A 24,732-nucleotide genomic window follows, 5' to 3' on the forward strand; every position below is an offset into this window, starting at 1 on the left:
CCGGCGGTTCGCCGGCCTGGGCCCGCAGGGCGGCCAGGCGCGCGGCGACGGCGTCGGCCAGGGAGCGCTCGACGACGATCCGGCGCGTCCCGGCCGGCGGCACCGGCCCGGTGCACTGCTCGCGCGGCGGGACGACGGCCGGCCCGCCCCGGCCCTCCGCCCACGCCGCGAAGGCCGGCACCGCCGTGAACAGCGGTCGCCGCCCCGCGCGCCGGGCCGAGTACGCCTCCGCCAGGTCGGCCAGGAGGGGACGCACCGAGCGGTCGTCGATCGCGATCCGGTGCACCGCCAGTACGAGCAGGTGCTCCTCGGGCGCGACGCGCAGCAGGGTGGCGCGGGCGGGCCCCTCCCCGGCCAGGTCGGCGGGCGCGGCCAGCACGCGGGCGACCACGTCCTCGCCGGTCCCGGGGGCGACCGGGCGGCGCCGCACCCGGGCGACGGCCACCGCGGGGAGCACGTGCGCCTCCGCTGCCGGCCCCGGGTACACGCTGCGCAGCACCGGATGGCGCTCCAGGACGTCCCGCCACGCCGCGGTCAGCGCCTCGGGGTCGAGGACACCGCGCAGCCGCAGGACCACGACGAGGTCGTCGGCGGCCGAGGGCCCCTCCCGCTCGTCGCGCTGCCGGTGGCGGAGCTGCTCCGGCGAGGGCTCCGGGACCAGGGCCGCCCGCCTTCCCGCACCCGCGGTCACCGTGTCCACGCTCGTCCTGCTCCGTCCGTCACCCGTGGCCGTGCCCGTGCTCGTCGTCGTGCTCCTCGTCGAAGTCGGCGACGCCCCGCTTCCAGTAGCCGGTGACGTCGCTGTCCTCCGGGCCGAGCCCGAGGTCCTGGGTGACCCAGCGGCGCAGGGGCTTCAGCGTCGTCGCCTCCCCCGCGAGCCAGACGTAGAGCCGCTCGCCGTCCGGGACCGGGACCGCGCGGACCGCCCGCTCCAGCAGGTCCGACCGTCCGGCCGGCACCTCGCCGCGGTGCAGCCACCGCATCTCGACGTCCTCCGGCGCCGCGAGCGGGATCTCCTCCGAGGCGTCCCGGACCTCGACGAACGCCCACCCGGCCGCCGTGCGGGGCAGCTCCTCGAGCCGGCGGGCGATCGCCGGGAGCGCGGTGATGTCGCCGGCGAGCAGGTAGCGGTCGTAGGCGTGCGGGACGATCGACCCGCCGGGCGGCCCGGCGACGTGGATCCGCTCCCCCGGCCGCACCGCCTCCGCCCAGTCCGACCCCAGCCCGCCCGGGTGGACCGCGATGTCGAGGTCGATCTCGCCGGCCTCGGCGTCGTAGCGGCGCACCGTGTACTCGCGGGAGGTCGGGAAGGGCCGCGGCCAGTCGAGCATCACGCCGTTCTCCACCGGCAGGCGCAGTGTGCCGTCCTCGTCCGGGAAGATCAGCTTGACGTGCTCGTCGGGCGCGTGGCTCTCGAACCCGGCGTGCCCCTCGCCGCCGAGGGTGACCCGGACCAGCCCGGCGCCGATCCGCTGCGTGCCGCGGACCTCCATCTCCCGGATCCGGATCGGGTACGGCACCTTCGCGGCCACGTTGCCGGCCCGCACCTCGGCGAGCCGCTCGCGGTGGCGGGTCCGGTCGTCCGTCCCCCTCACGCCGCCCTACCTTCCAGATGTGCTCCTCGTCCGGGTCGTTCTCGGCCAGGATGTGGGAGTGCGGGTGGGGCGGGGATGGTTTTCATGCCAGCTGCCCTTGATGGCTTCGGAGGCTTGGCCCCTCGCCCCACCGTCTTGTTCTGACCGCTGATTAGGCACCGCGACTCATCGCTTTGTAGGGCATGGACGGCGGAACGGGACTGCGCAGACGGGAACAGGAGAAAGGAGTCCGGATGCCGCTGGCCGTGGGTATCGACGTGGCTAAACAACTGCACTGGATGAGCGTGGTCGACATGACCACCGGAAAGCAGCTGGCGAGTCACAAAGTCCCCAACGACCCCACCGCGATCACTGCCATGATCGACGAGGTCGAACACCTCGCCGCCGAGCACGGCCCGGTGACCTACGGCATCGACGTCCTGGGCGGGATCGCCGGGCTGCTGACCGCGATGCTGCTCGACACCGACTCGGACGTGGTCCACACTCCCGGCCTGCTGGTCAACCGCTCCCGACGAGCCACTCGCGGCGGAGAACGCAAGTCCGACCCCGCCGACGCCAAGGTCATCGCCGACCAGATCCGGCTGCGCGCCGGCAGCGACGACCCCCGCGACCAGCTCCGCCCGGTCGAGGCCCTCTCCGAGCCCGACGCGGTGCTGCGGCTGCTGGTCGGGCGCCGCCGCGAGCTGGTCGTCGACCAGACCCGGCGAGTCAGCAAGCTGCGTGACCTGCTCACCAGCATCCACCCCGGCCTCGAAGCCGCCGTGGACCCGACCACCAAGACCGGGATGTGGCTGCTGACCGGACCGATCACACCCAGCGAGATCCGCGCTGCCGGAGAGGACGGGCTGCGCGCCCACATGGGCCAGGCAGTCGGGCTGCGACGCACTCAGGTCGACCGGCTCCTCCGCGCGGCACTGGACACCGCGCACGCCCAGCACGCCACCGTGCCCGGCGAAAGCACCGCCGCCCGACTCGTCCGCGAACTCGCCGGGGAAGCGCTGCACACCCGTGAGCGGCTCGTCGAGCTCGACGCCGAGATCACCCAGGCCATCGACGACCACCCTGACGGGGCCCTCATCCGCAGCCTGCCCGGGATGGGGGTCGCCCTGACCGCGGAGTTCCTCGCCGAGGCAGGCGGCCTGCACCGATTCCCCACCGCCGACGCGCTCGCCTCGGCCGCGGGATTGGCGCCGGTACTGCAACAGTCCGGGAAGATGCACTTCCTGCGCCGCTCCCACGCCGGGAACCGAGCGCTCAAACGGGTCTTCTACCAGTCCGCGTTCTGCGCGATCAAACACGACCCGCTGTCGAAAGCCTTCTACAAACGCAAACGCGCCGAAGGGAAACGACACCACCAAGCGCTCATCGCGTTGGGCCGCCGCAGGGTCAACGTCATCCACGCCATGCTGCGCACCCGAACCGAGTTCCAGCCCGACTACAGAGCACCCGCCGCTTGACAACAGCATTAGGCAGCCCCCGCGCCGTCCATCGCCTCGCGCAGCGAGCGCGGGCGCAGGTCGGTCCAGTGCTCCTCGACGTACGCCAGGCACGCCTCGCGCCCGTCGGGCCCGAACACCGACCGCCAGCCCGAGGGGATCTCGGCGAAGTCCGGCCAGAGCGAGTGCTGCTCCTCGTCGTTGACGAGCACCCGGAAGGTGCCCTCGGCGTCGTCGAACGGGTTGGTGCTCATGCCTTTCCCTCCAGGATCGTGATCCAGTGCCCGAGCTCGGGCTGCTCGGCGAGGTCGGGGAACTCCAGGGCGGTGGCGCCGGCCTCGCGCCACCTCTCCACGAGCGACATCAGGCGCACCGAGTCGAGGCCGCGGTCGAGGAGGTCCTCGTCCGGGTCGATCTCGGCCGGGTCGCAGGCCAGCAGCTCGGCGACGTCGGCGCGGAGGCGGGCGGCGGTCAGCGTGCTCATCGGGCTGCTCCGGCGGGGACGGCGGCCAGCGCGGCGAGCACGTCGGCCGTGGTGGTCAGGGCCCCGCAGCGCTGCGCGACGTACTCGCAGGCCTGGTCGTGCCGCGCGCGGGAGAAGTCGGCGACGCCGTCGGCCACCAGGAAGGGGGCGACGTCGCGCATGAAGGCCTCCAGCGCCGTGGCCTGGCAGCCGATGTGCGCGTAGATGCCGGTGATCAGCAGCTGGTCGCGCCCGGCGGCGGCGAGCCGCTCGGCGAGGTCGCTGCGCTGGAAGGCGCTGTAGCGCCACTTGGTGAGGACGGTGTCGCCCGGCGCGGGCGCCAGTTCCTCGACGACCTCCTCGGCCCGCGGGTCGGCGTCGATCACCGCGCCGATCCCGTCGCCCCAGAACTCGGTGAGCAGCCCGCGGTCCGCGGTGGGCTGCCGGCCGGGCTGGGCGGTGTAGAAGACCGGGACGCCACGTTCGCGGCACGCCCCGATCAGCGCCCGGAGGTTCGCGGTGACCTCCGGGACGGGGGCGCCGGCGTAGGGCGCCAGGAAGTAGCGCTGCATGTCGTGGACGAGCAGCGCGAACCGGTCGGGATCGGGCCGCCAGTCGACGCGCCCGGCGGGCAGCTCGGCCGCGCCGGGCAGCGCGTAGGCGGGGATGCTGGGCAGGGACACGGTGCTCACCCCTTCTGGTCGGACGCGAGCGCGGCCAGCTCCGACAGGGCCGCCCGCAGCTCGCGCTTGCTGGTCTTGCCGACCCCCGTGACCGGGAAGGCCGGGACGATCTCCACGAGGTCCGGCACCTTGAACGCCGCGATCCCGCGCTGCCGCACGAACCTGCGCAGCTCGGGCGCGGTCGGCGCGGCACCTTCGGCGGGCACCACGTACGCGCAGGTGCGTTCGCCGAGGAACTCGTCGGCCACGGCGACGACGGCGGCGTCGAGCACCCCCGGGTGCGCCATGAGGTGGTCCTCGACCTCCTCGGCCGCGACCTTCTCCCCGCCCCGGTTGATCTGCTCCTTCGCCCGCCCGACGACCTCGATGTGCCCGGACGGGTGGCGGCGCACGAGGTCCCCGGTGCGGTAGAAGCCGTCCGCGGTGAACGCGGTCGCGTTGTGCGCGCCGGCGCGGAAGTAGCCGCGGATCGTGTAGGGACCGCGGGTGAGCAGCGCCCCGGTCCGACCGGGCGGCACCTCGCGGTCCTGCCCGTCGACGACGCGGATCTCGTCGTCGGGCGAGATCGGCCGGCCCTGGGTGCCGAGGACGAGCTCCTCGGGGTCGTCGAGCCGGGTGTAGTTGACCAGGCCCTCGGCCATGCCGAAGACCTGCTGCAGGGTGCAGCCCAGGGCCGGGCCGATCCGGGCGGCGAGCTCGCGCCCGCACTTGGCCCCGCCCACCAGCAGGACCTCCAACGACGACAGGTCGCGGGCCGTGCGGGCGGCCGCCTGCACCCAGGTCGCGGCCAGCGGCGGCACGACGCCCGTGATCGTCACCCGCTCGCGTTCGATCAACCGGAAGGCGGTGTCCGCGTCCGGCCGCGGGGCCAGGACGGAGGCCGCGCCGGCGTGCAGCGCGCCGAGCACGCCCGGCGAGCTGAGCGGGTAGTTGTGCGCCACCGGGAGCGCCGCGAGGTGGACGCTCTCCGGCCGGAGCCGGCAGATCCGGGCGCTCTCCCGCACGCTGTAGAGGTAGTCGTCGTGAGTGCGCGGGATGAGCTTCGGGAGCCCCGTGCTGCCCCCGCTGAGCTGCAGGAACGCCACGCCCTCCGGGTCGGGGTCCGGCAGCTCGCGGGGTGCGGTCGCGGCCAGCTCGGCCCACTCGGGCCTGTCGATCACCAGCACGTGCCGCACGGACGGCACGGCGTCGGCCACCGCCCGGGCCGTCGCGGCGTGGTCGTGCCGCTCGTGCACGCCGACCGTCACGATCGCGACCGCCTCGGCCTGGGTGGCGAAGTGGCGCAGCTCGGAGCCGCGGTGCGCGGGCAGGGCGAACACCGGCCACGCGCCGGCCCGCCACAGCCCGAAGATCACCGCCAGGAACTCCGGCACGTTCGGCAACTGGACGACGACCCGGTCGCCCGGCCGGATCCCCAGGTCGGTGAGCCCGGCGGCGATCCGGTGGGCGCGGTCGTCGAGCTCGGCGAAGCTCCAGCGTGTCTCCTCGCCGATCACGGCGGGGCGCTCGGCGTGGGCGGCGGTGAGCGAGGTGAGCAGCGACCCGAAGGTCTGCCCGCGCCAGTACCCGGCCGCGCGGTAGTGCGCCGCGACCTCCGGGGGCCAGGGCGTGTGATCGAGGTCGGGGAGGGTCACTCGTCCTCCGTCCCGAGGGCGCGCAGCAGGGTCCGGAACTTGGCGCTGGTCTCGGCGAGCTCGGCCGCGGGCTGCGAGCCCTCGACGATCCCGGCGCCGGCGAAGAGCCGGACGGTCCGCTCGCTGACCTCGGCGCTGCGGATGGTGACGACCCACTCGCCGTCGCCCGCCGGGTCGGTCCAACCGACGAGGCCGGTGAAGTAGCCGCGGTCCACCGGCTCGAGGTCGGCGATCACCGCCCGGGCCTCGGGCACCGGCACGCCGCAGACCGCGGGCGTGGGGTGCAGGGCCTCGGCGAGGGCGAGCGACGACACCGCCGGACCGGCCGGGAGCCGGCCGGTGATCCGGCTCGACAGGTGCCAGAGGGTCGGCGTGCCGATGACCTCCGGCTCGGCCGGGACGTGCAGGTCGGTGCAGAACCGGCCGAGCACCTCGCCGACCTGCGCGGCGACCAGCGCGTGCTCGCGGCGGTCCTTGTCCGAGGCGAGCAGCGCCGCGACCCGACGACGGTTGTCGGCCTCGGCCCCCGGGGACGTGCCGGGCACCCGCGGCACCGACCCGGCCAGCGGGTTCGCGACGACCTCGGTCCCCCGCCGGGCGACCAGCAGCTCCGGGCTGGCCCCCACCAGGGTGCGGGTGGCCGGGTCCCCGGGTGCGGTGACGTCGACGGCGAAGGCGTGCGCGGTCGGGTTGGCCCGGGCCAGGCGGCGCAGCAGCACGGGGACCGGCACCTCCTGCCCGGCCGTCAGCTCCAGGCACCGCCCGAGGACGACCTTGCGCAGCCCGCCGTCCTCGATCAGGGCGAGGGCGCGGCGGACACCGGCCTCGTACTCCTCGGGGGCGGGCCGCTGGCGCACGGCCCAGCCCTGCAGCGACCCGGCGAGCCCCGGCTCGGCGGGCGGGGCCGCGCCGAGCGGGTCCGCCCGCCGCACCACGGCCGGCACGACGAGGCTCGACTCGGCGTCCGGGCCGAAGCCGAGGGCCCCGACCACGAGCGGATCCCGGACGCCCGCGACGCGGGCGGCGTCGAGCGCCTCGGCGACGGCGTCGGCGCGCGGTCCCGCGACGGGCGGCACGCTCGCGTGCACGCCGTCGGCCAGCAGCGTCCCGCGGGTCGAGGAGTGGAAGAACGAGCCCGGAAGGTAGGCGGCGAGCAGGTCCGACGCGCGGTGCCGGGGCACCGGCCGGGCCGGCCGTTCCAGGGCTGGAGTCGACACGGTGTGTTCCTCTCGTGGGGGAGGCGAGGGGCTGGGCGCTGGGGGGTGCCGGTCGGCCCGGCTCAGGTGCCGAGCGTGGCGCCCCCGTCGACGGTGAGGGACTGCATCGTCACGTGGCGGGAGGCGTCGCTCGCCAGGAAGAGGACGACGTCGGCGACGTCGGCGGGATCGGCGAGGCGCTGCAACGGGATCCCGAGGCGGTACTCGGCGGGGGTGCCGGCGATGACCCGGTCCTTCATGGACTCGTCGACCGGGTCGGCCCACATCCCGCGCAGCATGGGGGTGTCGGTGGAGCCGGGGCACACGATGTTGCACCGCACGGACGGGGCGAGCTCGAGGCCGAGCGCCCGGGTGAGCGCGGCCGCGGCGGCCTTGGACGCGGAGTAGGCGGCCATGCCGGTGCGGGGCGTGGCGGCGGCGTTGGAGGCCACGGTGACGATCGACCCCGCGCGCCGGGCGAGCATCCGGCGACCGACGGCCCGCCCGGTGTTCCAGACGCCGGTGGTGTTCACGGCGAGGCTCTCGGCGAGCGCGGTGTCGGGCAGGTCGAGCACGCCGCCGGTGCGCAGCACGCCGGCGACGTTGGCCAGGGCCGCGATCGGCCCGAGCTCCGTCTCGGCGCGGTCGACCGCGGCCTCGACGGCCGCCGGATCGGTGACGTCGGCGAGGAGCGCGAGCGCGGTGCCGCCGTCGGCGCGGACCTTCTCCGCGGTGGCGTCGACGCCCTCGTCGCGGTCGAGCAGTGCGACGGGGGTGCCGGTGCGGGCGAACGCGGCCGCGACCGCGGCCCCGATCCCCTGTGCCGCACCGGTCACGAGTGCGGTCCCGGTCATGCGGGCACCTCCGGATCGATCGACCGGGGCTCGTTCGTGACCCGCCACAGCGAGCCGAGGACGGCGACCAGCAGCGCGGCGAGGACCACGCCGCCCAGGCCGTAGACGAACAGGGCGGTGTCGGGCGGGAACCAGCGGCCGAGCAGGCCCGCGAGGATCGACCCGACGGACGTCCCGACCACGACCTGGGCCTGCCACAGGCTGGAGATCCGGCCGCGCAGCGCGTCGGGTGTGTTCTGCTGCAGCACGGCGAAGCGCAGGATGTCGGTCAGCGCGCGGCCGAGGCCGTGCCCGGCCAGGCCGAGGAAGGCGACCACCGCGCCCCCGGCCACGCCGAGCACCGCGACACCGACGCTCATCAGCGCCACCGCGGCGAGCAGGGCGACCCCGCTGCGCCGGACGCGGCCGGTCCAGCCGCTGGTCAGCGAGCCGAGCACCGCTCCGACGGCGGGTGCACCGTAGAGCAGCCCGAGCACCTGCGGCCCGGCGTCGAGGGTCTGGTCGACGTAGGCGGGCAGCAGCACCGTCGGCCCGCTGACCAGCATGGTCAGCAGGCCGACGACGAGCACCGCGCGCACGACCCGGTGCCCGGCGGCGTAGCGCAGGCCGGTGGAAAGGGCCCGCGACGGCCGCTCGTGCGTCTGCCCCGGCGCGGGCGACGGCCCGATGCCGCGGATCAGACCGACCGTCAGCGCGGTGGCCAGGGCGGCGACGAAGTAGGTGGTGGCGATGCCGCCGGCGGCGATGAGCGCGCCGGCGACCGCCGGGGAGGCGATGGTCCCGAGGTCGGTGGTGAGGGCGGTGAGCGCCCCCGCCGCGGCGAGCTTGTCCCGCGGCACGATCGTGGGGATGACGGCCATCAGGGCGGTGCCGCTGAGGCCGCCGGCCAGCCCGTCGACCGCGGAGGCCAGGTAGATCACCGCGAGCGACGGGTCGGGGAGCAGGGCGTTCACCCCGAGGACTGCGAAGGCGAGGCCGGCGGCGGACCGGGCCAGCTGGATGGTCCGCCGTCGCTCGAACCGGTCGACCAGCACGCCGCCGCCGATGCTGCCCACGAACAGGCCCACACCCGTCGTGGTCGCGACGCCGGCGACGTGCAGCGAGGACCCGGTGAGCGCATAGGTCTGCGCCGGCACGGCCACGACGAGCAGGCCGATCCCGAGCAGCGACACCAGCCGTGCGGCGAACGCGAACCGGAACGACCGGCTCGACCGCAGCGGCCCTGGATCGATCAACAGGGTGTCGATCACCAGCCCACCGAGTCTCATGGGGTCAGAACTCCTGGTCGATCACGGTCAGGGTGTTCGTGGCGCCGTCGAGGTCCGGCCGGTAGCTGGTGGCCGGGAGCTCGTGGACCGCGCCCGCCCGGAAGGCGGGCAGCGCTGCGTAGAGCGGGTCGGCCTCGAGCTGGTCGACGGTGCGGCCGGACAGGTTGATCACGAACACCTGCGGGGCGTCGGCCACCTTGCCCAGCAGCTCCGGGCTCACCTCGAACGAGTCGCCGCTGCCGTAGAGCGGTGGGTTGCCGGCCTTGGCCAGCACGCCGTCCATCGTGAAGCCGAGCGCGGTGAGCTGCTGGGGCAGCGCCGCGGTCTCCGGGATCAGGTACGGCTTCTGGTTCGGCAGCGACAGCAGGATCGCGAACGGCTCGGCCGGGACCTGGATCGAGCCCTTGACCTGCTCGAGCTTGTCGTCGTAGCCCTGGATCAGGCCGTCGACCCGGTTGCCGCGGCCGGCCGCGTCGGCGACCTGGCGCAGCTGCTGCTGCCAGTCGGTGGCCGACTGCGGCACGAGGACCGTGGGCGCGATGGCCTTGAGCGTGGCGTAGTTCTCCTTGGCCTGCACCGCGGTGATGCCCTGGCCGCCGCCGATGATCAGGTCCGGCTTCGCGGCCGCGACGGCCTCGATGTCGAGCTGCTCGCCCGCCGGCAGCTGCTGCGTGTTCGCTGCGCGCGCCTTGTCCGCCCAGGCCGGGGGGAACCCGCCGTCGAGGTCGGTCACGCCGAGGACGCGCGTGTCCGTGGCGACGACGGGTGCGTCGACCGCGTAGAGGTAGCCGCCGAGCCCGCCGGAGAGGTTCACGATGCGCTGCGGCGTGGCCGGCACCTCCACCGGGCCCTGCTCGGTCTGGATCGTGCGGGGACCCGCGGGCGCGGGGCCCGCCGACTCGGTGGGGGTCGACGAGCAGCCGGCCAGCGCGAGCAGCGCGGTCACCGCGGCCGTCACGGCTCCGGAGGCCGTGACACCCCGGCGGCGGGGCGTCCGGAACAGCCTGGACATCGGAGAGTTCGGTCCTCTCATCAGGGCGACCCGGGGGTCGCGGGATCGGCGTCGACCCGGCTGGTCGGCGCGGTGTCACGGGCCGTGCCGTCGGCGGGTGCCGACAGCGCGGCCGCGATCAGGGGCCCGGTGCGGGCCCACCCCGCCGGGGACACCAGCCCGGCGTGGTCCAGCGGGACCGGGTGCACGGTGAGTGCGCCGCTGCCGGGCATGCCCCGCCATGCCGCGGCGAGCGGACCCGGGTCCGCCGTCGACCCGTCGGTCGAGGCGCCCGTGGCCTCGACGAGGGTGACCGGCCCGTCGTACCGGGCCGGAGCGGACGCCGCGCCGAGGCGCAGGCAGGTCGCGGTGGCCGCGCGGACGGCCGCGCGCAGGTTCTCGCCGGCCTCGGCCGGCAGGTCCTGGACGTCGTCGACCGCGGCACCGGCGTAGTCCGGCCCCGGCGGGCGGCTGTCGAGCAGCCCGGTGAAGGCGACCCGCTCCCCCGCGGCCGCCAGCTGCGCGGCCATCGCGTGGGCGACGACGCCGCCGAACGAGTAGCCGAGCAGGTGGTACGGGCCGGCGGGCTGGATCTGCCGGACGGTGGCGACGTACCGGGTGGCGAGCTCGTCGACCGTCCGCTCGGGCACGTCCGCCCCGGACAGGCTCGGCAGCTGCAGGCCCAGCACCGGCCGGTCCTCCGGCAGGTGCGGCACGAGCCCGGCGAAGGGCCAGGCGAAGCCCCCGGCCGGGTGGACGCAGAACAGCGGTGCCGCGGAGCCGCCCGGCCGCAGGGTCAGGACGTGGTCGCGGCCCCGCGGTGCCTCGCCCCTGGCACCCAGCAGGGCCGCGAGCTCGGCGACCGTCGGGTGCGCCATCAGCGCCCCGACCCCGACCGCCTCGCCCAGGTCCCGCTCGATCGCGCCGGCCAGCCGCATCGCGGTGAGCGAGTCGCCGCCGAGGTCGAAGAAGGACTCCTCGGGGTCGACCGTCCCGGCGGGCAGGCCGAGGACCTCGCCCACGAGCCGGCACAGCGCCCGCTCGCGGTCGTCCTCCGGCGCGCGGGCGGCGGGCTGCGGCGGCGGCGCGGGCAGCGCCGCGCGGTCGAGCTTCCCGTTGGGCGTCAACGGCATCGCCGCCACGGACACGACCTCGGACGGCACGAGGTGACCCGGCAGGGTCTCCCGCAGCGCGGCCCGGACGTCGCCGACCGGCTCGCCGATCACGTACCCCACCAGCCGGCCGTCCTTCACCGCGGCCGCCGCCCGGGTCACGCCGGGGCAGCGGGCCAGGGCGGCCTCGACCTCGCCGAGCTCGACCCGGAACCCGCGGACCTTGACCTGGCCGTCCGTGCGGCCGAGGTACTGCAGCTCGCCGTCGGGCCGGCGGCGCACCAGGTCGCCGGTGCGGTACATCCGCGTGCCGCTCCCGTACGGGTCCGCCACGAAGGAGGCCGCGGTGAGGCCGGGCCGGCCGAGGTAGCCGTGTGCGGTGCCGTCGCCGGACAGGTAGAGCTCGCCGACCCCGCCGACCGGCACCTCGCGCAGCCCGCTGTCGAGGACCCGGGCGCGGGCGTTGCGGACCGGGCGGCCCAGGCACGGTGTCGGGCTGCCCTGCACCGGCGAGCCCATCGCGTTGATCGTGAACTCGGTCGGTCCGTAGAGGTCGTAGCCGTCGACGCCCTCCTGCTCGCGCAGCCGCGTCCACAGCTCCGGCGGCACCGCCTCCCCGCCCAGCATCACCAGGGCGGGATGCCGCTCGCCGTCGAGCAGCCCGCCGGCGAGGAGCTCGCGGGCGTACGACGGCGTCACGTTGACCACGTCGATGCCGACCTCGCGGTAGTGCCGCACGAGCGAGGCGGGATCCAGCCGCGCCCGCTCGTCGATCACGTGCACCTCGTGGCCCGCGAGCAGCCAGAACAGCTCCTCCCAGGACATGTCGAACGAGAACGACACGGTGTGCGCGATCCGCAGCCTGCCGCGGCCCCGGGCGGTCGGCCCGAAGATCTCGGCGACGTGGTTGTGGTACATCGCGGTGAGCCCGCGGTGCCCCACGACGACGCCCTTCGGCCGACCCGTCGAGCCCGACGTGTAGATCACGTACGCGGGCTGGTCCGGGTGTGTCGGCCCGGGGACCTCGCGGTCCGGGGCCCGGACCGTGCCGTCGAGGACGGCGGCGACGTCCTCCAGCAGGACCTCGGCCACCCCAGCGGTCCCGCTCTCCGCCCGCGTGGTGACGACGAGCGCGGCGCCGGCGTCGGCGACCAGCTCGGCCCGCCGCGCGGCCGGCTCGGCCAGGTTCAGCGGCAGGTACGCCGCCCCGGTGCGCATCACCGCGAAAATCGCGACCACGTGGTCGGCGGTTCGCGGCAGGGCGAGCGCCACCGTCTCCCCCGACCCGGCCCCGCGGTCGGCGAGGACCTTTGCCAGCCGGGTGACCCGCTCGTCCATCTCGCGCGCGGTGTGCCGGGTGTCGCCGAACACGAGCGCGGTGGCGTCGGGTGTCGCAGCGGCCCGCTCGCGCAGCAGCGCGTCGACGCTGCCGCCGGGCTCGCCCGGCACCGGCACGGCCACCCGCGGCGGCGCGAACTCGACCGGCGTGCCGGCGGGCGGGACCGCGGTGTCGGCGACCCGTGCGTCCGGGTCGGTCAGCGTTCGGAGCACGGCGGCCAGCCGGTCCAGGTGGGCGGCGGCCTCGGCGTCGGGCACGAGGTCCGGCCGGGACTCGATCGCGATCACGAGCGCCTCGCCGTCGTCGCCGCCGGCCGGGTCGACGTCGAGGGTCAGCGCGTAGTGCGTCCCGTCGACGGCCTCCACGGTGCTGATCCCGTGCCGGGCCAGCACCTCGCGGCGCTGCGCGGCGTTCCGCGGGGCGTTGCGGAACACGTAGAGCGTGTCGAACAGGGTCGGGTGGCCCGCCGCGCGCTGCAGGCGGCCCAGCCCCAGGTGATGGTGCGCGGTCAGCCGGCCCTGCTCGGCGAAGACCCGCCGCAGCACGTCGGCGACCCGCTCGCCCGGCCGCACCGTCAGCCGGACCGGCACCGTGTTGAGCAGCAGGCCGACCATGCGGTCCACGTCGTCGACCTCCGCGGGCCGCCCGGAGACGGTCGCCCCGAACACGACGTCGTCGACCCCGGTGAGGCCGCGCAGCGCGAGGCCCCAGGCGGTGGCGACGACCGTCGAGCGGGTGACGCCGAGTCGTGCGGCCAGGTCCCACAGGGCGGCGGTGGTCCCCCGGTCGATCTCGACGTGGCGGCGGACCGGCAGCGGAGCACGCTCCACGGCGGCGGGCCGCCGCTCCGCTGCGACCAGGGTCGGCTGCGCGAGGCCCGCGAGGTGGGCCCGCCAGGCCTCCTCCGCCGCCGGCCGGTCGACGGCCGCGGCCCAGTCCAGGTAGTCGCGGAAGTCGGCCGGGGCGGGCAGCTCGGTGTGGTCCCCGCCCTCGTACAGCGCGAACAGCTCGCCGAGCAGCACCGTGATCGACCAGGCGTCGACCAGCAGGTGGTGCTGCGTGAACACCAGCCGGGCCCGTCCGTCGGGCAGGTGTGCCAGCAGCATCCGGACCAGCGGCGGCGCGGCCAGGTCGAAGCCCGCGGCGAACTCGCGCTCGTCGAGGCCCGCGAGCTCGGCCTCGTCGGCCAGGTGGACCTCGCGGAAGGGCATGGGCACCTCGGGCCCGACGACCTGGACCGGCTCGGTCCGGCCGGCGTGGGTGAACCCGGCCCGCAGGTTGGGGTAGCGCCGCAGCAGCGCGTCCCCCGCGGCGCGCAGCCGCGCGACGTCCGGGGTCCGCGCGAAGTCGAACCGCTGCTGCACCAGGTAGACGTCCGTACCGCCCGCGGCGAGCGTGGACTGGAAGTACATGCCCTCCTGCAGCGGCCCGAGCGGCAGCTCCGCCCACCCGGCCGCCGCGTCCCGGGCGCGGGGCGCCGGGCCCACCGCGGCCGGTTCGGGCAGCGCCCTGCGGTCGACCTTGCCGTTGAGGGTGAGCGGCAGGGCGTCGAGCACGGTGACGACCTGCGGGACCATGTAGTCCGGCACCAGCCGTCCGGCCGCGGCCCGCACCGCGGCGGGATCGACCGTCCGGCCCGGCGCGGGAACCACGTACCCGAGCAACCGGCCCGTCCCGGCGCGGTCCGCGCGGACGACGGCCGCGGCGCGGGCCACCCCGTCGGCGGCCGCGAGCGCGCCCTCGACCTCGCCCAGCTCGATCCGGAAGCCGCGGACCTTGACCTGGTCGTCGACCCGGCGGAGGAACTCGATCCGGCCGGCACGGCGGCGCACGAGGTCGCCCGTGCGGTAGAGGCGCTCGCCCCCGGCGGCGGCGACGAACCGGGCCGCGGTCATGCCCGGCCGGCCGAGGTACCCGCGGACCACCTGGGCCCCACCGAGGTACAGCTCGCCGGCGACGCCGTCCGCCACCGGGCGCAGGTCGTCGTCGAGGATCCGCACGTGGACGTCCGTCCACGGGGCCCCGATGGTGACCGGCCCGCCCGGGGCGAGGTCGGCACACGTCGCCCACACCGTGGCCTCGGTCGGGCCGTAGACGTTGCGCACGGCGGCGCACCGCGCGGTGAGGTCCGCCGCCAGGTCGGCGGGCAGCGCCTCGCCGCCCACCAGGGCGCGGACGCCGCCGAGCCGAGGGGCGTCCTCGTGCTCGGTCAGGGCCCGCCAGAGCGACGGGGTGGCCTGCACGACGGTCGCGCCCTCGCTGCGGATCAGGGCGTGGAGGGCGTCGGGGTCCAGCACGGCGGCCCGGTCCGCCAGCACCACGGTCGCGCCCGCGACGAGCGGCGCGAGCAGCTCCAGCACCGCGATGTCGAACGACACCGTGGTCACCGCGACGAGCCGGTCGCCGGGGCGGACCCAGCCCTCGCCGACCACGGTCTCCACGAACGCGGCGAGGTTCGCGGTGGTGACCATGACGCCCTTGGGGCGTCCGGTGGACCCCGAGGTGTGGATGACGTAGGCGAGGTGGTCGCCGGGGGCGGGCGGCCCGGGGAGGTCGGGCGCTCCGCCGGCCTCGTCGGCACGGTCGGCACGGTCGGCACGGTCGGCACGGTCGGCATGGTCGGCCTCGTCGGCCCGGATCGCGGCCGGGGCGTTGCGCGGCAACCGGTCCGTGACGGCGGCGCTGGTCAGGGTGGCGACCGGACCCGCGTCGTCGATCATGTACTGCAGCCGCTCGGCCGGGTAGTCGACGTCGAGGGGCAGGTACGCCGCCCCCGTCCGCAGCACCGCCAGCAGCCCCACGACGAGGTCGGCGGTGCGGGGCAGGGCGACGGCGACCACGGTCTCCGGTGCGGCCCCCGCGGCGCGCAGCCGGGCGGCGAGGGCGTCGACCCGCGCGGCGAGCTCACCGTAGGTCAGCGTGCGGCCGTCCGCTACCAGCGCCGGGGCGTCCGGGGTGCGCCGGGCCTGCGCGGCGAACCCGGCCGCGACCCCGGCCGGCGCGGCGGTGCGCCGCGGCGGGTCGGCGGTCTCGCTGCGCGGCAACCTGATCGTGCTGATCGGGGCGGCCGGCGCGGCCAGGCCCTGCTCGAGGACGTGGAGGAGCGCGTCGAGCAGGAACCCGGCGGTCGACTCGTCGAACAGCTCCGCGTCGGCGACGAGGCGCAGCGCCGCTCCCCGGTCGGGCGCGTGCTCGTCGTCGACCAGCCGGACCGCCACGTCGAACCGGGCGTCCTCGCGGACCGGGTCGATCGGCTCCAGCACCAGGTCGCCGAGCGGGCTCGGGGCGACGCGGCCCTCGTGGGCGACGGCGGTCTGGAACAGCGGGTGCCGGGCCGTGCTCCGCGGCGGCGCGAGCAGCTCGACCAGCCGCTCGAAGGGCAGGTCCTGGTGGGCCAGCGCCTCGAGCGCGGTGTCCCGGACGCGGCCGAGGAGCTCGGCGAACGACGGCCGGCCGGTCAGGTCGCAGCGCACCACCAGGGTGTTGACGAAGTGGCCGACGGTGTGGGTGAAGTCCTGTCCGCCGGTGTCGGGGCCGCGGCGGGCGACGGTGGACCCGAGCGGGACGTCGCGCCCGGCGCCGAGTGTGCTCCAGGTGAGCGCGACGGCGGCCTGCAGCACCATCAGCGGCGTCACGTGGTGCTCGGCGCAGGCCTCGGTGATCGCGGTCCGGACGTGCGCGGGCAACGGTCGCTGCAGGGCGCGGCCACGGTGCGCGGGGCGGGCCGGCCGCGGGTGGTCGAACGGCAGGTCGAGCTCGGCCGGCAGCCCGGCCAGCCGGGCCCGCCAGTACGCCGTCTGCTCGGCGAGGGCGTCCTCGGCGAGGAACCTGCGCTCGCGGCGGGCGTGGTCGGCGTAGGTCGCCCCGGCGGGATCCCACGTCGGAGCGGTTCCGGCGACGCGGGCGGTGTAGGCGCGGTCGAAGTCGGCGAGCAGCGGGCGGATCGAGCCCTCGTCGGCGGCGATGTGGTGCACCACGAGCACGAGGACGTGGTCCTCGGGCCCGGTGACCAGCAGCGTCGCGCGGGCGGGGGCGTCGGTCGCGAGGTCGACCGGCCGCGCCCGGCAGGCCGCGATCTCCTCGTCGACGGCGGACGCGTCGACGGGACGGACGGCGAGCGGGGCGGGCTCGGTGAGCGCGCGGGTCGTGGCGGCGCCGTCGGCGTCCGCCGGGTACACGGTGCGCAGGACCGCGTGCCGGTCCTGCACGTCCGCCCACGCGGCCATCAGGGCCTCGTGGTCGAGGGCGCCCCGGATCCGCGCGACCACCGGGAGGTCGTCGGTGGTCGACGGGCCCTCGAGCTGCTGCAGGAACCACAACCGCTCCTGGGCGGGCGAGAGCGGGACGGCGTCGGGATCGGCCCGGACCACCGGAGCGCAGCCCACCGAGCGCTGGTCGGGAACGGCGGTGGCGGGCTCGTCGGAGGTGCCCGCCCGGACCGTGGCCGCCAGCCGCTGCTCGGCGACCTCCGCGAGCCCGGCGAGCGCACGCGGGGTCGGAGCCTCGAACACCTGCGGCACGGTGAGCCGCACCCCGGCCCGGCGGAGCCGCCCGACCAGGCGCATCGCGGTGAGCGAGTGCCCGCCGAGCCCGAAGAAGTCCTCGTCGGGACCCACGTCGGGTACCTCCAGGACCGCGGCCGCGGCCTCCCGGACCACGGCCAGGACCGCCCCGTCCGGCGCCACGGGCGCGTCCGCGACCGGGGTCCCGATGCGGTCCCCGACCGGGTTCGCGGCGCCGTTCCCGACGTCGTCGGGCCGATCGACCGGAACCGCCGGACGCACCTCGCCGGCACCGAACCGCACGAGCTCCGCGGCGTCCCGTTCCGGCTCGCTGAGCAGCTTGGAGAGGATCTCGGCGAGCCGGGTCGCCATCCGCACGGCCCGGTCCTCGGGCACCGCACCCGGATCGTGGTCGAGGACCAGCTCCAGGCCCGCACCGGGCGCCGTGGGCGGGGCGAGCAGCGTCACCGGATAGTGGGTGACCCCGCGGTGCGCGACCCCCTCGACCCGCAACGGGTCGTCGGCGCCCCGAGCGGGACCGGCCGGGAAGTTCTCGAACACCACGAGGGTGTCGAACAGCGGCCCGCGTCCGGCCGTCCGCTCGATCTCGGCGAGGCTCGCGTGCTCGACCTCCTGCATCGCGAACTGGGCCGCCTGCAGCTCGGCGAACTGCGGCAGCAGCGGCCGGTCCCGGCGCAGCGTCAGCCGGCCGGGGATGGTGTTGCTGAACAGCCCGACCATGCCCTCGACGCCCGGCAGGTCCGCCGGCCGGCCGGACACCGTCGCGCCGAAGACGACGTCGTCGAGCCCGGTGGTCTCGGCCAGCACGGCCGCCCAGGAGCCCTGGACCAGCGTGTTCAGCGTCAGCCCGCGCTCGCGCCCGAGCACGGCCAGGGCGGCGGCGGTCTCCGCCCCGAGCGGGACCGTGAGCCGCGCCCGCTCCTCGGACGGCCGCCCCGACGCCACCAGCGTCGGGGCGCCCAGGCCCGCGAGCCGGTCCGCCCACGCGGCCTGCTGCGCCGCCCGGTCGCGGCCGGCGAGCCAGGCGAGGTAGGTCCGGTAGGGCGCCGGAGCCGGCAGGTGGTCGGCGCCGCGGTGGTAGAGCTCGAGCAGGTCGCGCAGCACGATCGGCGTCGACCAGCCGTCCGTGAGCAGGTGGTGCGCGTTGAGCACCAGCCGGTGCCGCGCGCCGGGCAGCCGGATCAGCAGGCCGCGCAGCAGCGGCGGCACGCGCACGTCGAACACGTGCGTGGCGGCCTCGTCCTCCAGCCGGTCCGCAGCCCGGGCGGCCGCGCGTTCCGGCAGGGCGGTCAGGTCCACCTCGCGCCACGGCAGCGACACGGTGCGCGGGATCGCCTGTACCGGGCGGTCGAGCTCCTCGAAGTGGAACGCGGCGCGCAGGTTGTGGTGCCGCGCCAGCAGCCCCTCGACGGCGCCGCGCAACCGCTCGGCCTCGAGCGGGCCGGCGAGGTCGAAGCGGGCGGTGAGGGTGTAGACGTCCCGGGCGCCGTCGCGGACGGCGTGGAACAGCAGGCCCTCCTGCAGCGGGGAGAGCGGCAGCAGCTCGGCGAGCGGGCCGTGCGCGGCCTCCAGCGCGTCGATCCCCTCCTGGTCGACGCCGGTTCCGGGGCAGTCCGACGGGGTGAGCCCGCCGGGGGCGAGGGCGGCGTGCGCGGCCAGCGCCTCCAGGGCCAGGTCCCAGTGCCCCTGCAGCGCCTCCACGTCGCCCGGTCCCAGCACCGCGGACGCGGCGGTCCACTCGACGGCGAGCCGGCCGTCGGGGTGCACGAAGACGTTGAGCGCCAGGGTCTCCGCCAGCCGCTTGGCCGCCGGCTCGACGACCGCGAACGGGTCCTCGGCGGGCAGCCGCCAGCCGGGCAGCTCGGCGAAGCGGCCGAGGTGATTGAGCAGGAGCGCGGGCGTCGGAGCCGCACCGAGCGAGGGCGCGGTCTCCGGGTCGAGGTACCGCAGCACCCCGAACCCGGTGCCCGCGCCCGGCACCGCGCGCAGGGCCTCCTTCGCCGCCCGCAGCAGCCGCCCGGCGGCCGGGCCGCCCGCGAGGGCGTCGTCGAGGTCGTCGTCCGTGAGCCCGTCCGGCACCCGGACGGGGAACTCCCCGGTGAACCAGCCGACCGTCCCCGCGAGGTCCAGTTGCGGGTGCTCCCGGCCGTGCCGCTCCAGCGACACCGCGCGGGCCCCCGTCGCTGCCGGGCCCCGCCACGAGCGGACGGCGAGCACGAGCGCGGCCAGCAGCACGTCCTCCGCGCCGGCCCGGTACTTCTCCGGCAGCACGGTGAGCAGCGCGTCGGCGACCTCGGGCGCGTGCGTCGTGCGGGTGCACGCCGCGGTGGCCACCGTGTCAGCGGGGCCGACGTGCCGCTCGCCGAGCGGCTCCACGGCGGCCAGTGCGGAACGCCAGTGCGCCAGCTCCCCGCGCCGCGCCCCGGACCTGCCCTCCTCGGCCAGCCCGAGCGCGTGCCGCCGCCACGAACCGCCGCGCGGGGCGAAGCGCGGCGCGCGGTGCTCCCGGGCGGCGGTGCAGGCCTCCTGCAGGTCGGGCAGCAGCACCCGCCACGACACCCCGTCGACGACGAGATGGTGCGCCACGACCACGATCTCGTCCGGACCGGCGCACGAGCGGCGCAGCAGCACCACGCGCAGGGTCTCCCCCGCCCGCGGGTCGAGCGCGGCGGCCTCCTGCGCGGCGATCTCCGCGGGCTCGCCGAAGCCCTCGCGGACGATCTCCCCGGCCCGGACGGCACCACCGTCGCGCACGATGAGCTCGGCGTCGGGTCCCTTGCCGCGCAGCACGGTCCGCAGGGCGTCGTGCCGGTCCAGCACGGCCCGGACGCCCGCGACGAGCTCGGCCGGCTCGATCGGCTCGTCCACCTGCACGACGGTCCACTGGGCGTAGCCCGCGATCGCCTCGTCGTCGGGGTTCGGGTCCAGCAGCGCGCGGACGATCGGGGTGGCCGGGGCCGAGCCCGTCGCCACGTCCGGGGTGGCCGGGCGACCGGCCGCCGCCTCGCGGACCTCCGCGGCCAGCGCGCCGAGGGCCCGGCGCGACAGCAGGTCCTTCGGGCGCAGGTCCAGCCCGCGGGCCCGGGCCCGGCTGCTCACGCCGATGGCGGTGATGCTGTCGCCGCCGAGGCCGAAGAAGTCGTCGTCGGGGCCGACGCCCTCCTGGCCGAGCACCTCGCCGACGACCTCGCACAGCACGCGCTCCACCGGCGTCGTCGGGGCGCGGCCGGAACCGGCCGGCCGGGGCGCGGGCAGCGCGCCGCGGTCGAGCTTGCCGCTCACGGTGACCGGCAGCGCGTCGAGCACGACGACGGCCGCGGGCACCAGGTGCTCGGGCAGCCGCGCGGCCAGCGCGGAGCGCACCCGGTCCGGCTCGACGGCGCCCGTCACGTACCCGACCAGCATCGGCCGACCGCCGTCGGTGCGGACGAGCGCGGCCGCGGCGGTGACGCCCTCCACCGCGGTCAGCGCGGACTCGACCTCGCCGAGCTCCACCCGGAACCCGCGGATCTTGACCTGGCCGTCGCCGCGGCCGGCGAACTCCAGGCCGCGGCCCGGGGTCCAGACGGCGACGTCGCCGGTGCGGTACATCCGGTCGCCGGGGGCGCCGAAGGGGTCCGGCAGGAAGCGCTCGGCAGTGGCGCCGGGGCGGCCCAGGTAGCCGCGGGCCAGGTGCGGGCCGGCCAGGTAGAGCTCGCCCCGCTCGCCGTCCCGGACCGGGGCCAGCGCGGCGTCGAGCAGGTGGGCGCGGGTGCCGGCCAGCGGCCGCCCGATGGTCGGGGTGGCGCCCTCGACCGGCGCGGCGGTGGCGTCGACCGTCGCCTCGGTGGGGCCGTAGAGGTTGTGCGCCACCACCCCGGAGCGGGTGATCCGCTCCCAGAGCGAGGCGGGCGCCGCCTCGCCGCCGAGGACGAGCTGCACCGGCCGGTGCGGACCGTCCAGCAGGCCCTGGTCCACCAGCGCCGCAGCCATCGACGGGGTCAGGTCGACGCAGTCGATGCCGTCGCGGGCGAAGGCCGCGACCAGCCCGGCCGCGTCCTTGAGCAGGTCGCCGGCGTAGAGGTGCATCTCGTGCCCGCACAGCAGCCAGATCAGCTGGTCGAGCGAGGCGTCGAAGGAGAAGGAGGCGGTGTGCGCGGTCCGCAGCCGGCGCCCGGCGCGCTGCTCCGCCGCGGCGTAGAGGGTGGTGCGGTGGTGGTGCAGGAGCGCCGCCAGGCCGGCGTGGCGCACCAGGACACCCTTCGGGGTGCCGGTGGAGCCGGAGGTGTGGATCACGTAGGCGAGGTGCTCGGGGTGCCGTGGCGCCGCGAGCTCGGCCTCGCTCAGCGGACCGTCGGGGAGCCCGTCGGTCCCGAGGATCTCGGCGCCCGGCAGGCCGGCGCCCAGGACGAGCGCCGGGCGGGTCGCCGCGAGGAGGGTGCGCAGCCGCTCCTCGGGATGGTCGGGGTCGAGCACGGTGTAGGCGGCGCCGGCGTCGAGCACGCCGAGCAGCGCGACGACGAGGTCGACCGAGCGGGGCAGGGCCAGCGCGACGACGTCGTCGGGCCCGATCCCTCTGCGCCGCAACGCTCGCGCGAGCCGGTGCACCCGCCCGGCGAGCTCGGCGGTGGTGAGCCGCTCCGCGTCGTGCACCAGCGCGATCGCGTCGGGGTGCTCGGCGGCGAGGCGGTCGAGGACCGCCGGCGCGAGGTCCGGGGTGCCGGGCAGTGCGGCGGGCGTGCGCTCGGCGAGCAGCCGGGCCCGCTCCTGCGGGCCGAGCAGGTCCACCTGGCCCACGGCCGGGTCGTCCGTGCCCGTCAGACCCTCGATCATGCGCACCAGCGCCGCCATCCGGCGGTCGACGGTGGCCTGGGAGGTGGACCGCGCGTCGACCTCGAAGCCGAGCATCAGCCCGCCGCCGCGCTGCGGGGTCACGGTGAGCCCGAGGTCCTCCGGCGGGCCGCCGGCGACGTTGCGCAGGACGCCGACGGCGCCGGCGAAGTCCAGCGTGAGGTCGAAGGCCTTGACGTTGATCCCGATGCCGTGCAGGAGCGCGCCCGCACCGGGGACGCCGAGGTCGCGCGGCAGGTTCTCACCGCGATACCGCTGATGGGCCCGCATGCCGAGCATCGCCCGGCCCACCTGCCGGGCGAGGTCGCCGAGCCGGTCGCCACCGCGGACGGTCAGCCGCAGCGGCAGCACGTTGACCGCCATCGCCGGTGTCCGCAGCGCCGCCGCCCCGGTGCGCGCCATCATCGGCAGGGCGACGACCAGGTCGGACTCACCGCGCAGCCGGTGCAGGAAGCCCGCGTAGCAGGCGATGAGCGTCTCGGCCCAGGTGGTGCCGGTGTCGTCGGCCAGCGCCTCGAGCCGGTCGAGCGTCGCCGCCGGGACGAAGGCGCGGGCGTGCAGCGTGCGGTCCGCCGGGCCCTCGGGCGCGTCCCGGCGGCCGTCGAGCTCCGGCAGCGGGGTCAGGAGGTCGCGCCAGAACTCGCGGTCGCGGACGAAACGCTCGCTCGCCTCGTACTCGCGGTCCTTCGCGATCAGATCGGCGATCGACCCGAAGGTCGCCCTCGGCGGCTCGGTGCCGGTCACCCGCGCGGTGTACTGGGCCGCGACCCGGCGGGACAGCATCGCCGCGCTGTACCCGTCCACGATCAGGTGGTGGTACAGCTGGATGCACCACACGTCCTGGTCGGACAGGCGCACCAGCGTGTGGGTGCACAGGGGACGGTCGACCATGCCGCGGCAGGCCTCGGCGGCGCGCGAGCGCTCGGCGTCGACCAGCGCGTGTGCGACCGCGACCGGGTTGCGCTCCCCCCGCAGGTCGACGACGCGGGGCCGGGCGGCCGGCTCGTCGGACACGGTCTGGCGTGGACCGTCCGGAGTGTCGTGCAGGCGCAGCCGCAGGGTCTCGGCCTCGTCGATCGTGGCGCGCACGGCGTCGCCGAGCGCCGCGACGTCGATCGGGTCGCCGCCCTCGCCGGCGGAGATCTCCAGGACCTCGCCGACCAGGTAGCTGCGCGACTGCGGGTCCAGCCGCTGGGCGTTCCACACCCCGAGCTGCGCGGCCGACAGGGCGAGCATCGCGCCGGTACGGGTACCGAGTGCGGGGGGCACGCTCACTCGTGACACCGCCTTCTCGTCGAGTTCGTCGGGCCGTCACGCGCGCAGGGGGGAGCCGCGGGGCCCGCCGGCAGACCCCTCGGCGCACGACCGGGAAGGCTGCACTCACACGCGGTTAGGCTTACTTAACAAACCAGGCGACAGGGCCGTATGCAAGCGCCGGGCCACGGCCGTTCGGGTGAGGAAAGCAACAGAGCGCGACCGACCGTGACGTTGAGATGTGAACGAGTCCGGTGAGCCCGGCCGGGCCCGACGGCTCCGGGCGAGCTTCCCGCTGGTCAGCCCTGCGCGCGGGAGTGGGCCACGCGCACGTCCCCCGCGGCGCTGTGTGCACTGACGGTGGCGTCGGCTCCCGGGTCGTCGGCGACGTCGACCTCGACCGAGCCGGCGGTGGTCCCGGCGTCGACGCGGTAGACGGGGCCGATCGGGAGGAGCACGTCCACGTCGCCCGCCACAGCCGGCGAGCAGCACGGCGAGGACGGGGAGCAGGACCAGCCGGGACGCCCGTGTCGCGATCATCGGCCCGGACGTTAGCGGTGCCCGGTCCGTCCGGTGCGTCCGGTCCCGAGGGCCCGGGGGTGCGCGGTCGCGTAGACCTCCCGGAGGGCGTCGACGGTGACGTGCGTGTAGACCTGCGTGGTGGTCACGGACGCGTGGCCGAGCAGCTCCTGCACCACCCGGACGTCGGCGCCGCCGGCCATCAGGTGCGTGGCGAAGCAGTGCCGCAGGGTGTGCGGCGAGACGGCGGTGGGATCGAGGCCCGCGGTGTCGGCGGCCGCGCGCAGGGCGTGCCAGGCACTCTGCCGGGAGAGCCGGGCGCCGCGGGCGTTGAGCAGCAGGGCCGGGGTGCCGCGGCCCGCGGTGGCCAGGCCGGGCCGGGCGCGTACCAGGTAGGCGTCGACGGCGGCGAGCGCCGGGCGGCCCACCGGCACGATCCGCTGCTTGCCGCCCTTGCCGCGCAAGAGGACCGTCCGCGAGCCCGGGTCGAGGTCGTCGAGGTCGAGCCCGACCGCCTCGGAGATGCGCGCGCCCGTCGAGTAGAGCAGCTCGAGCAGGGCGCGGTCGCGCAGCGCGGTGGGGCCGTCGCCCACGCAGCCCGCCAGGAGCTGCTCGACCTGGTCGACCGTGAGCGTCCTGGGCAACCGGCGGGGCAGCGCGGGCGGGGTGACGGCGCGGGCGACGTCCTTGGGCACCAGCCCGTCGCGCGTCGCGAACCGGTGCAGGCCGCGCACCGCCGCGAGCGCCCGCGCCGCCGACGACGCCGCCAGCGGCGCCTCCCCGCTGCGCAGCGCCGCGACGAAGTCGGTGACGTCGGCCTCGGTGACCGCGGCGAGGTCGTCGATCCCCCGCTCCTGCAGGTGGGCCCGGTAGCGATCGAGGTCGGTCGTGTAGGAGCGCAGGGTGTTCGCCGCGCTGCCGCGCTCGACGGCGAGGTGGGCGAGGAAGGCCTCCACCCCGTCCGCCACCCGCGTGCCCATGCGCCGCATTATGGATCCACGACGCGGCCGGCCTCGTCTCCCACACGCAGGATGG

Annotated in this window: 14 protein-coding genes; 1 reads left to right on the plus strand and 13 read right to left on the minus strand. The window is 76.5% G+C overall.

Features of this window, described 5'->3' with window-relative positions:
* On the minus strand, nucleotides 1–700 hold a 700-nt coding region (locus ACFQH9_RS31135; RefSeq protein WP_379571875.1), incomplete at its 3' end, for a condensation domain-containing protein.
* Between the two features lie 19 nt (nucleotides 701–719).
* Nucleotides 720–1,595, minus strand: coding sequence for a siderophore-interacting protein (locus ACFQH9_RS31140; RefSeq protein WP_379571877.1), 876 nt, complete (start codon nucleotides 1,593–1,595; stop codon nucleotides 720–722).
* Nucleotides 1,596–1,828: 233 nt separating this feature from the next.
* Between ACFQH9_RS31140 and ACFQH9_RS31145 the strand changes: the two genes are divergently transcribed.
* Nucleotides 1,829–3,052 (plus strand): IS110 family RNA-guided transposase, encoded by a 1,224-nt coding sequence (locus tag ACFQH9_RS31145; RefSeq protein WP_379571879.1) that lies wholly within the window; start codon nucleotides 1,829–1,831, stop codon nucleotides 3,050–3,052.
* 8 nt (nucleotides 3,053–3,060) lie between these two features.
* Here ACFQH9_RS31145 and ACFQH9_RS31150 read toward each other — a convergent pair whose 3' ends face one another.
* The 11 genes from ACFQH9_RS31150 to xerD all read right to left on the minus strand — a co-directional run bounded on the left by ACFQH9_RS31150 (nucleotide 3,061) and on the right by xerD (nucleotide 24,677).
* Nucleotides 3,061–3,285: an MbtH family protein gene (locus ACFQH9_RS31150; RefSeq protein ID WP_379571881.1), complete on the minus strand. Its 225-nt coding sequence runs from the start codon at nucleotides 3,283–3,285 to the stop codon at nucleotides 3,061–3,063.
* On the minus strand, nucleotides 3,282–3,515 hold the full coding sequence (locus ACFQH9_RS31155; protein ID WP_379571883.1) for a phosphopantetheine-binding protein: 234 nt from the start codon (nucleotides 3,513–3,515) through the stop codon (nucleotides 3,282–3,284). The genes ACFQH9_RS31150 and ACFQH9_RS31155 overlap by 4 nt, the downstream gene beginning before the upstream one ends.
* On the minus strand, nucleotides 3,512–4,177 hold the full coding sequence (locus ACFQH9_RS31160) for an isochorismatase family protein (RefSeq protein WP_379571927.1): 666 nt from the start codon (nucleotides 4,175–4,177) through the stop codon (nucleotides 3,512–3,514). The genes ACFQH9_RS31155 and ACFQH9_RS31160 overlap by 4 nt, the downstream gene beginning before the upstream one ends.
* Nucleotides 4,178–4,182: 5 nt before the next feature.
* Nucleotides 4,183–5,811: a (2,3-dihydroxybenzoyl)adenylate synthase gene (locus ACFQH9_RS31165; protein ID WP_379571885.1), complete on the minus strand. Its 1,629-nt coding sequence runs from the start codon at nucleotides 5,809–5,811 to the stop codon at nucleotides 4,183–4,185.
* On the minus strand, nucleotides 5,808–7,028 hold the full coding sequence (locus tag ACFQH9_RS31170) for an isochorismate synthase (RefSeq protein WP_379571887.1): 1,221 nt from the start codon (nucleotides 7,026–7,028) through the stop codon (nucleotides 5,808–5,810). Before ACFQH9_RS31170 ends, ACFQH9_RS31165 begins: the two co-directional genes overlap by 4 nt.
* 62 nt (nucleotides 7,029–7,090) lie before the next feature.
* Entirely contained in the window at nucleotides 7,091–7,861 is a 771-nt protein-coding gene (locus ACFQH9_RS31175; RefSeq protein ID WP_379571889.1) for an SDR family oxidoreductase, read from the minus strand.
* On the minus strand, nucleotides 7,858–9,129 hold the full coding sequence (entS, locus tag ACFQH9_RS31180) for an enterobactin transporter EntS (RefSeq protein ID WP_379571891.1): 1,272 nt from the start codon (nucleotides 9,127–9,129) through the stop codon (nucleotides 7,858–7,860). The genes ACFQH9_RS31175 and entS overlap by 4 nt, the downstream gene beginning before the upstream one ends.
* 4 nt (nucleotides 9,130–9,133) lie before the next feature.
* Nucleotides 9,134–10,141, minus strand: coding sequence for a Fe2+-enterobactin ABC transporter substrate-binding protein (locus tag ACFQH9_RS31185; protein WP_379571893.1), 1,008 nt, complete (start codon nucleotides 10,139–10,141; stop codon nucleotides 9,134–9,136).
* Nucleotides 10,142–10,161: 20 nt separating this feature from the next.
* Nucleotides 10,162–23,160: an amino acid adenylation domain-containing protein gene (locus ACFQH9_RS31190; RefSeq protein WP_417715132.1), complete on the minus strand. Its 12,999-nt coding sequence runs from the start codon at nucleotides 23,158–23,160 to the stop codon at nucleotides 10,162–10,164.
* A 317-nt stretch (nucleotides 23,161–23,477) separates the two neighbouring features.
* Entirely contained in the window at nucleotides 23,478–23,642 is a 165-nt protein-coding gene (locus ACFQH9_RS31195) for a hypothetical protein (RefSeq protein ID WP_379571897.1), read from the minus strand.
* A gap of 87 nt (nucleotides 23,643–23,729) precedes the next feature.
* Nucleotides 23,730–24,677 (minus strand): site-specific tyrosine recombinase XerD, encoded by a 948-nt coding sequence (gene xerD / locus ACFQH9_RS31200; protein ID WP_465269550.1) that lies wholly within the window; start codon nucleotides 24,675–24,677, stop codon nucleotides 23,730–23,732.
* Nucleotides 24,678–24,732: the final 55 nt, after the last annotated feature.

It is taken from the genome of Pseudonocardia lutea (assembly GCF_042658055.1).
Lineage (GTDB): Bacteria > Actinomycetota > Actinomycetes > Mycobacteriales > Pseudonocardiaceae > Pseudonocardia > Pseudonocardia lutea.

What these genes read in the sequence shown, in the direction of transcription:
- ACFQH9_RS31145 (WP_379571879.1), top strand. Translation starts at nt 1,829, where the DNA reads ATGCCGCTGGCCGTGGGTATCGACGTGGCTAAACAACTGCACTGGATG.
- ACFQH9_RS31150 (WP_379571881.1), bottom strand. Translation starts at nt 3,285, where the DNA reads ATGAGCACCAACCCGTTCGACGACGCCGAGGGCACCTTCCGGGTGCTC.
- ACFQH9_RS31155 (WP_379571883.1), bottom strand. Translation starts at nt 3,515, where the DNA reads ATGAGCACGCTGACCGCCGCCCGCCTCCGCGCCGACGTCGCCGAGCTG.
- ACFQH9_RS31175 (WP_379571889.1), bottom strand. Translation starts at nt 7,861, where the DNA reads ATGACCGGGACCGCACTCGTGACCGGTGCGGCACAGGGGATCGGGGCC.
- entS (WP_379571891.1), bottom strand. Translation starts at nt 9,129, where the DNA reads ATGAGACTCGGTGGGCTGGTGATCGACACCCTGTTGATCGATCCAGGG.
- ACFQH9_RS31185 (WP_379571893.1), bottom strand. Translation starts at nt 10,141, where the DNA reads ATGTCCAGGCTGTTCCGGACGCCCCGCCGCCGGGGTGTCACGGCCTCC.
- ACFQH9_RS31190 (WP_417715132.1), bottom strand. Translation starts at nt 23,160, where the DNA reads ATGCTCGCCCTGTCGGCCGCGCAGCTCGGGGTGTGGAACGCCCAGCGG.
- xerD (WP_465269550.1), bottom strand. Translation starts at nt 24,677, where the DNA reads ATGGGCACGCGGGTGGCGGACGGGGTGGAGGCCTTCCTCGCCCACCTC.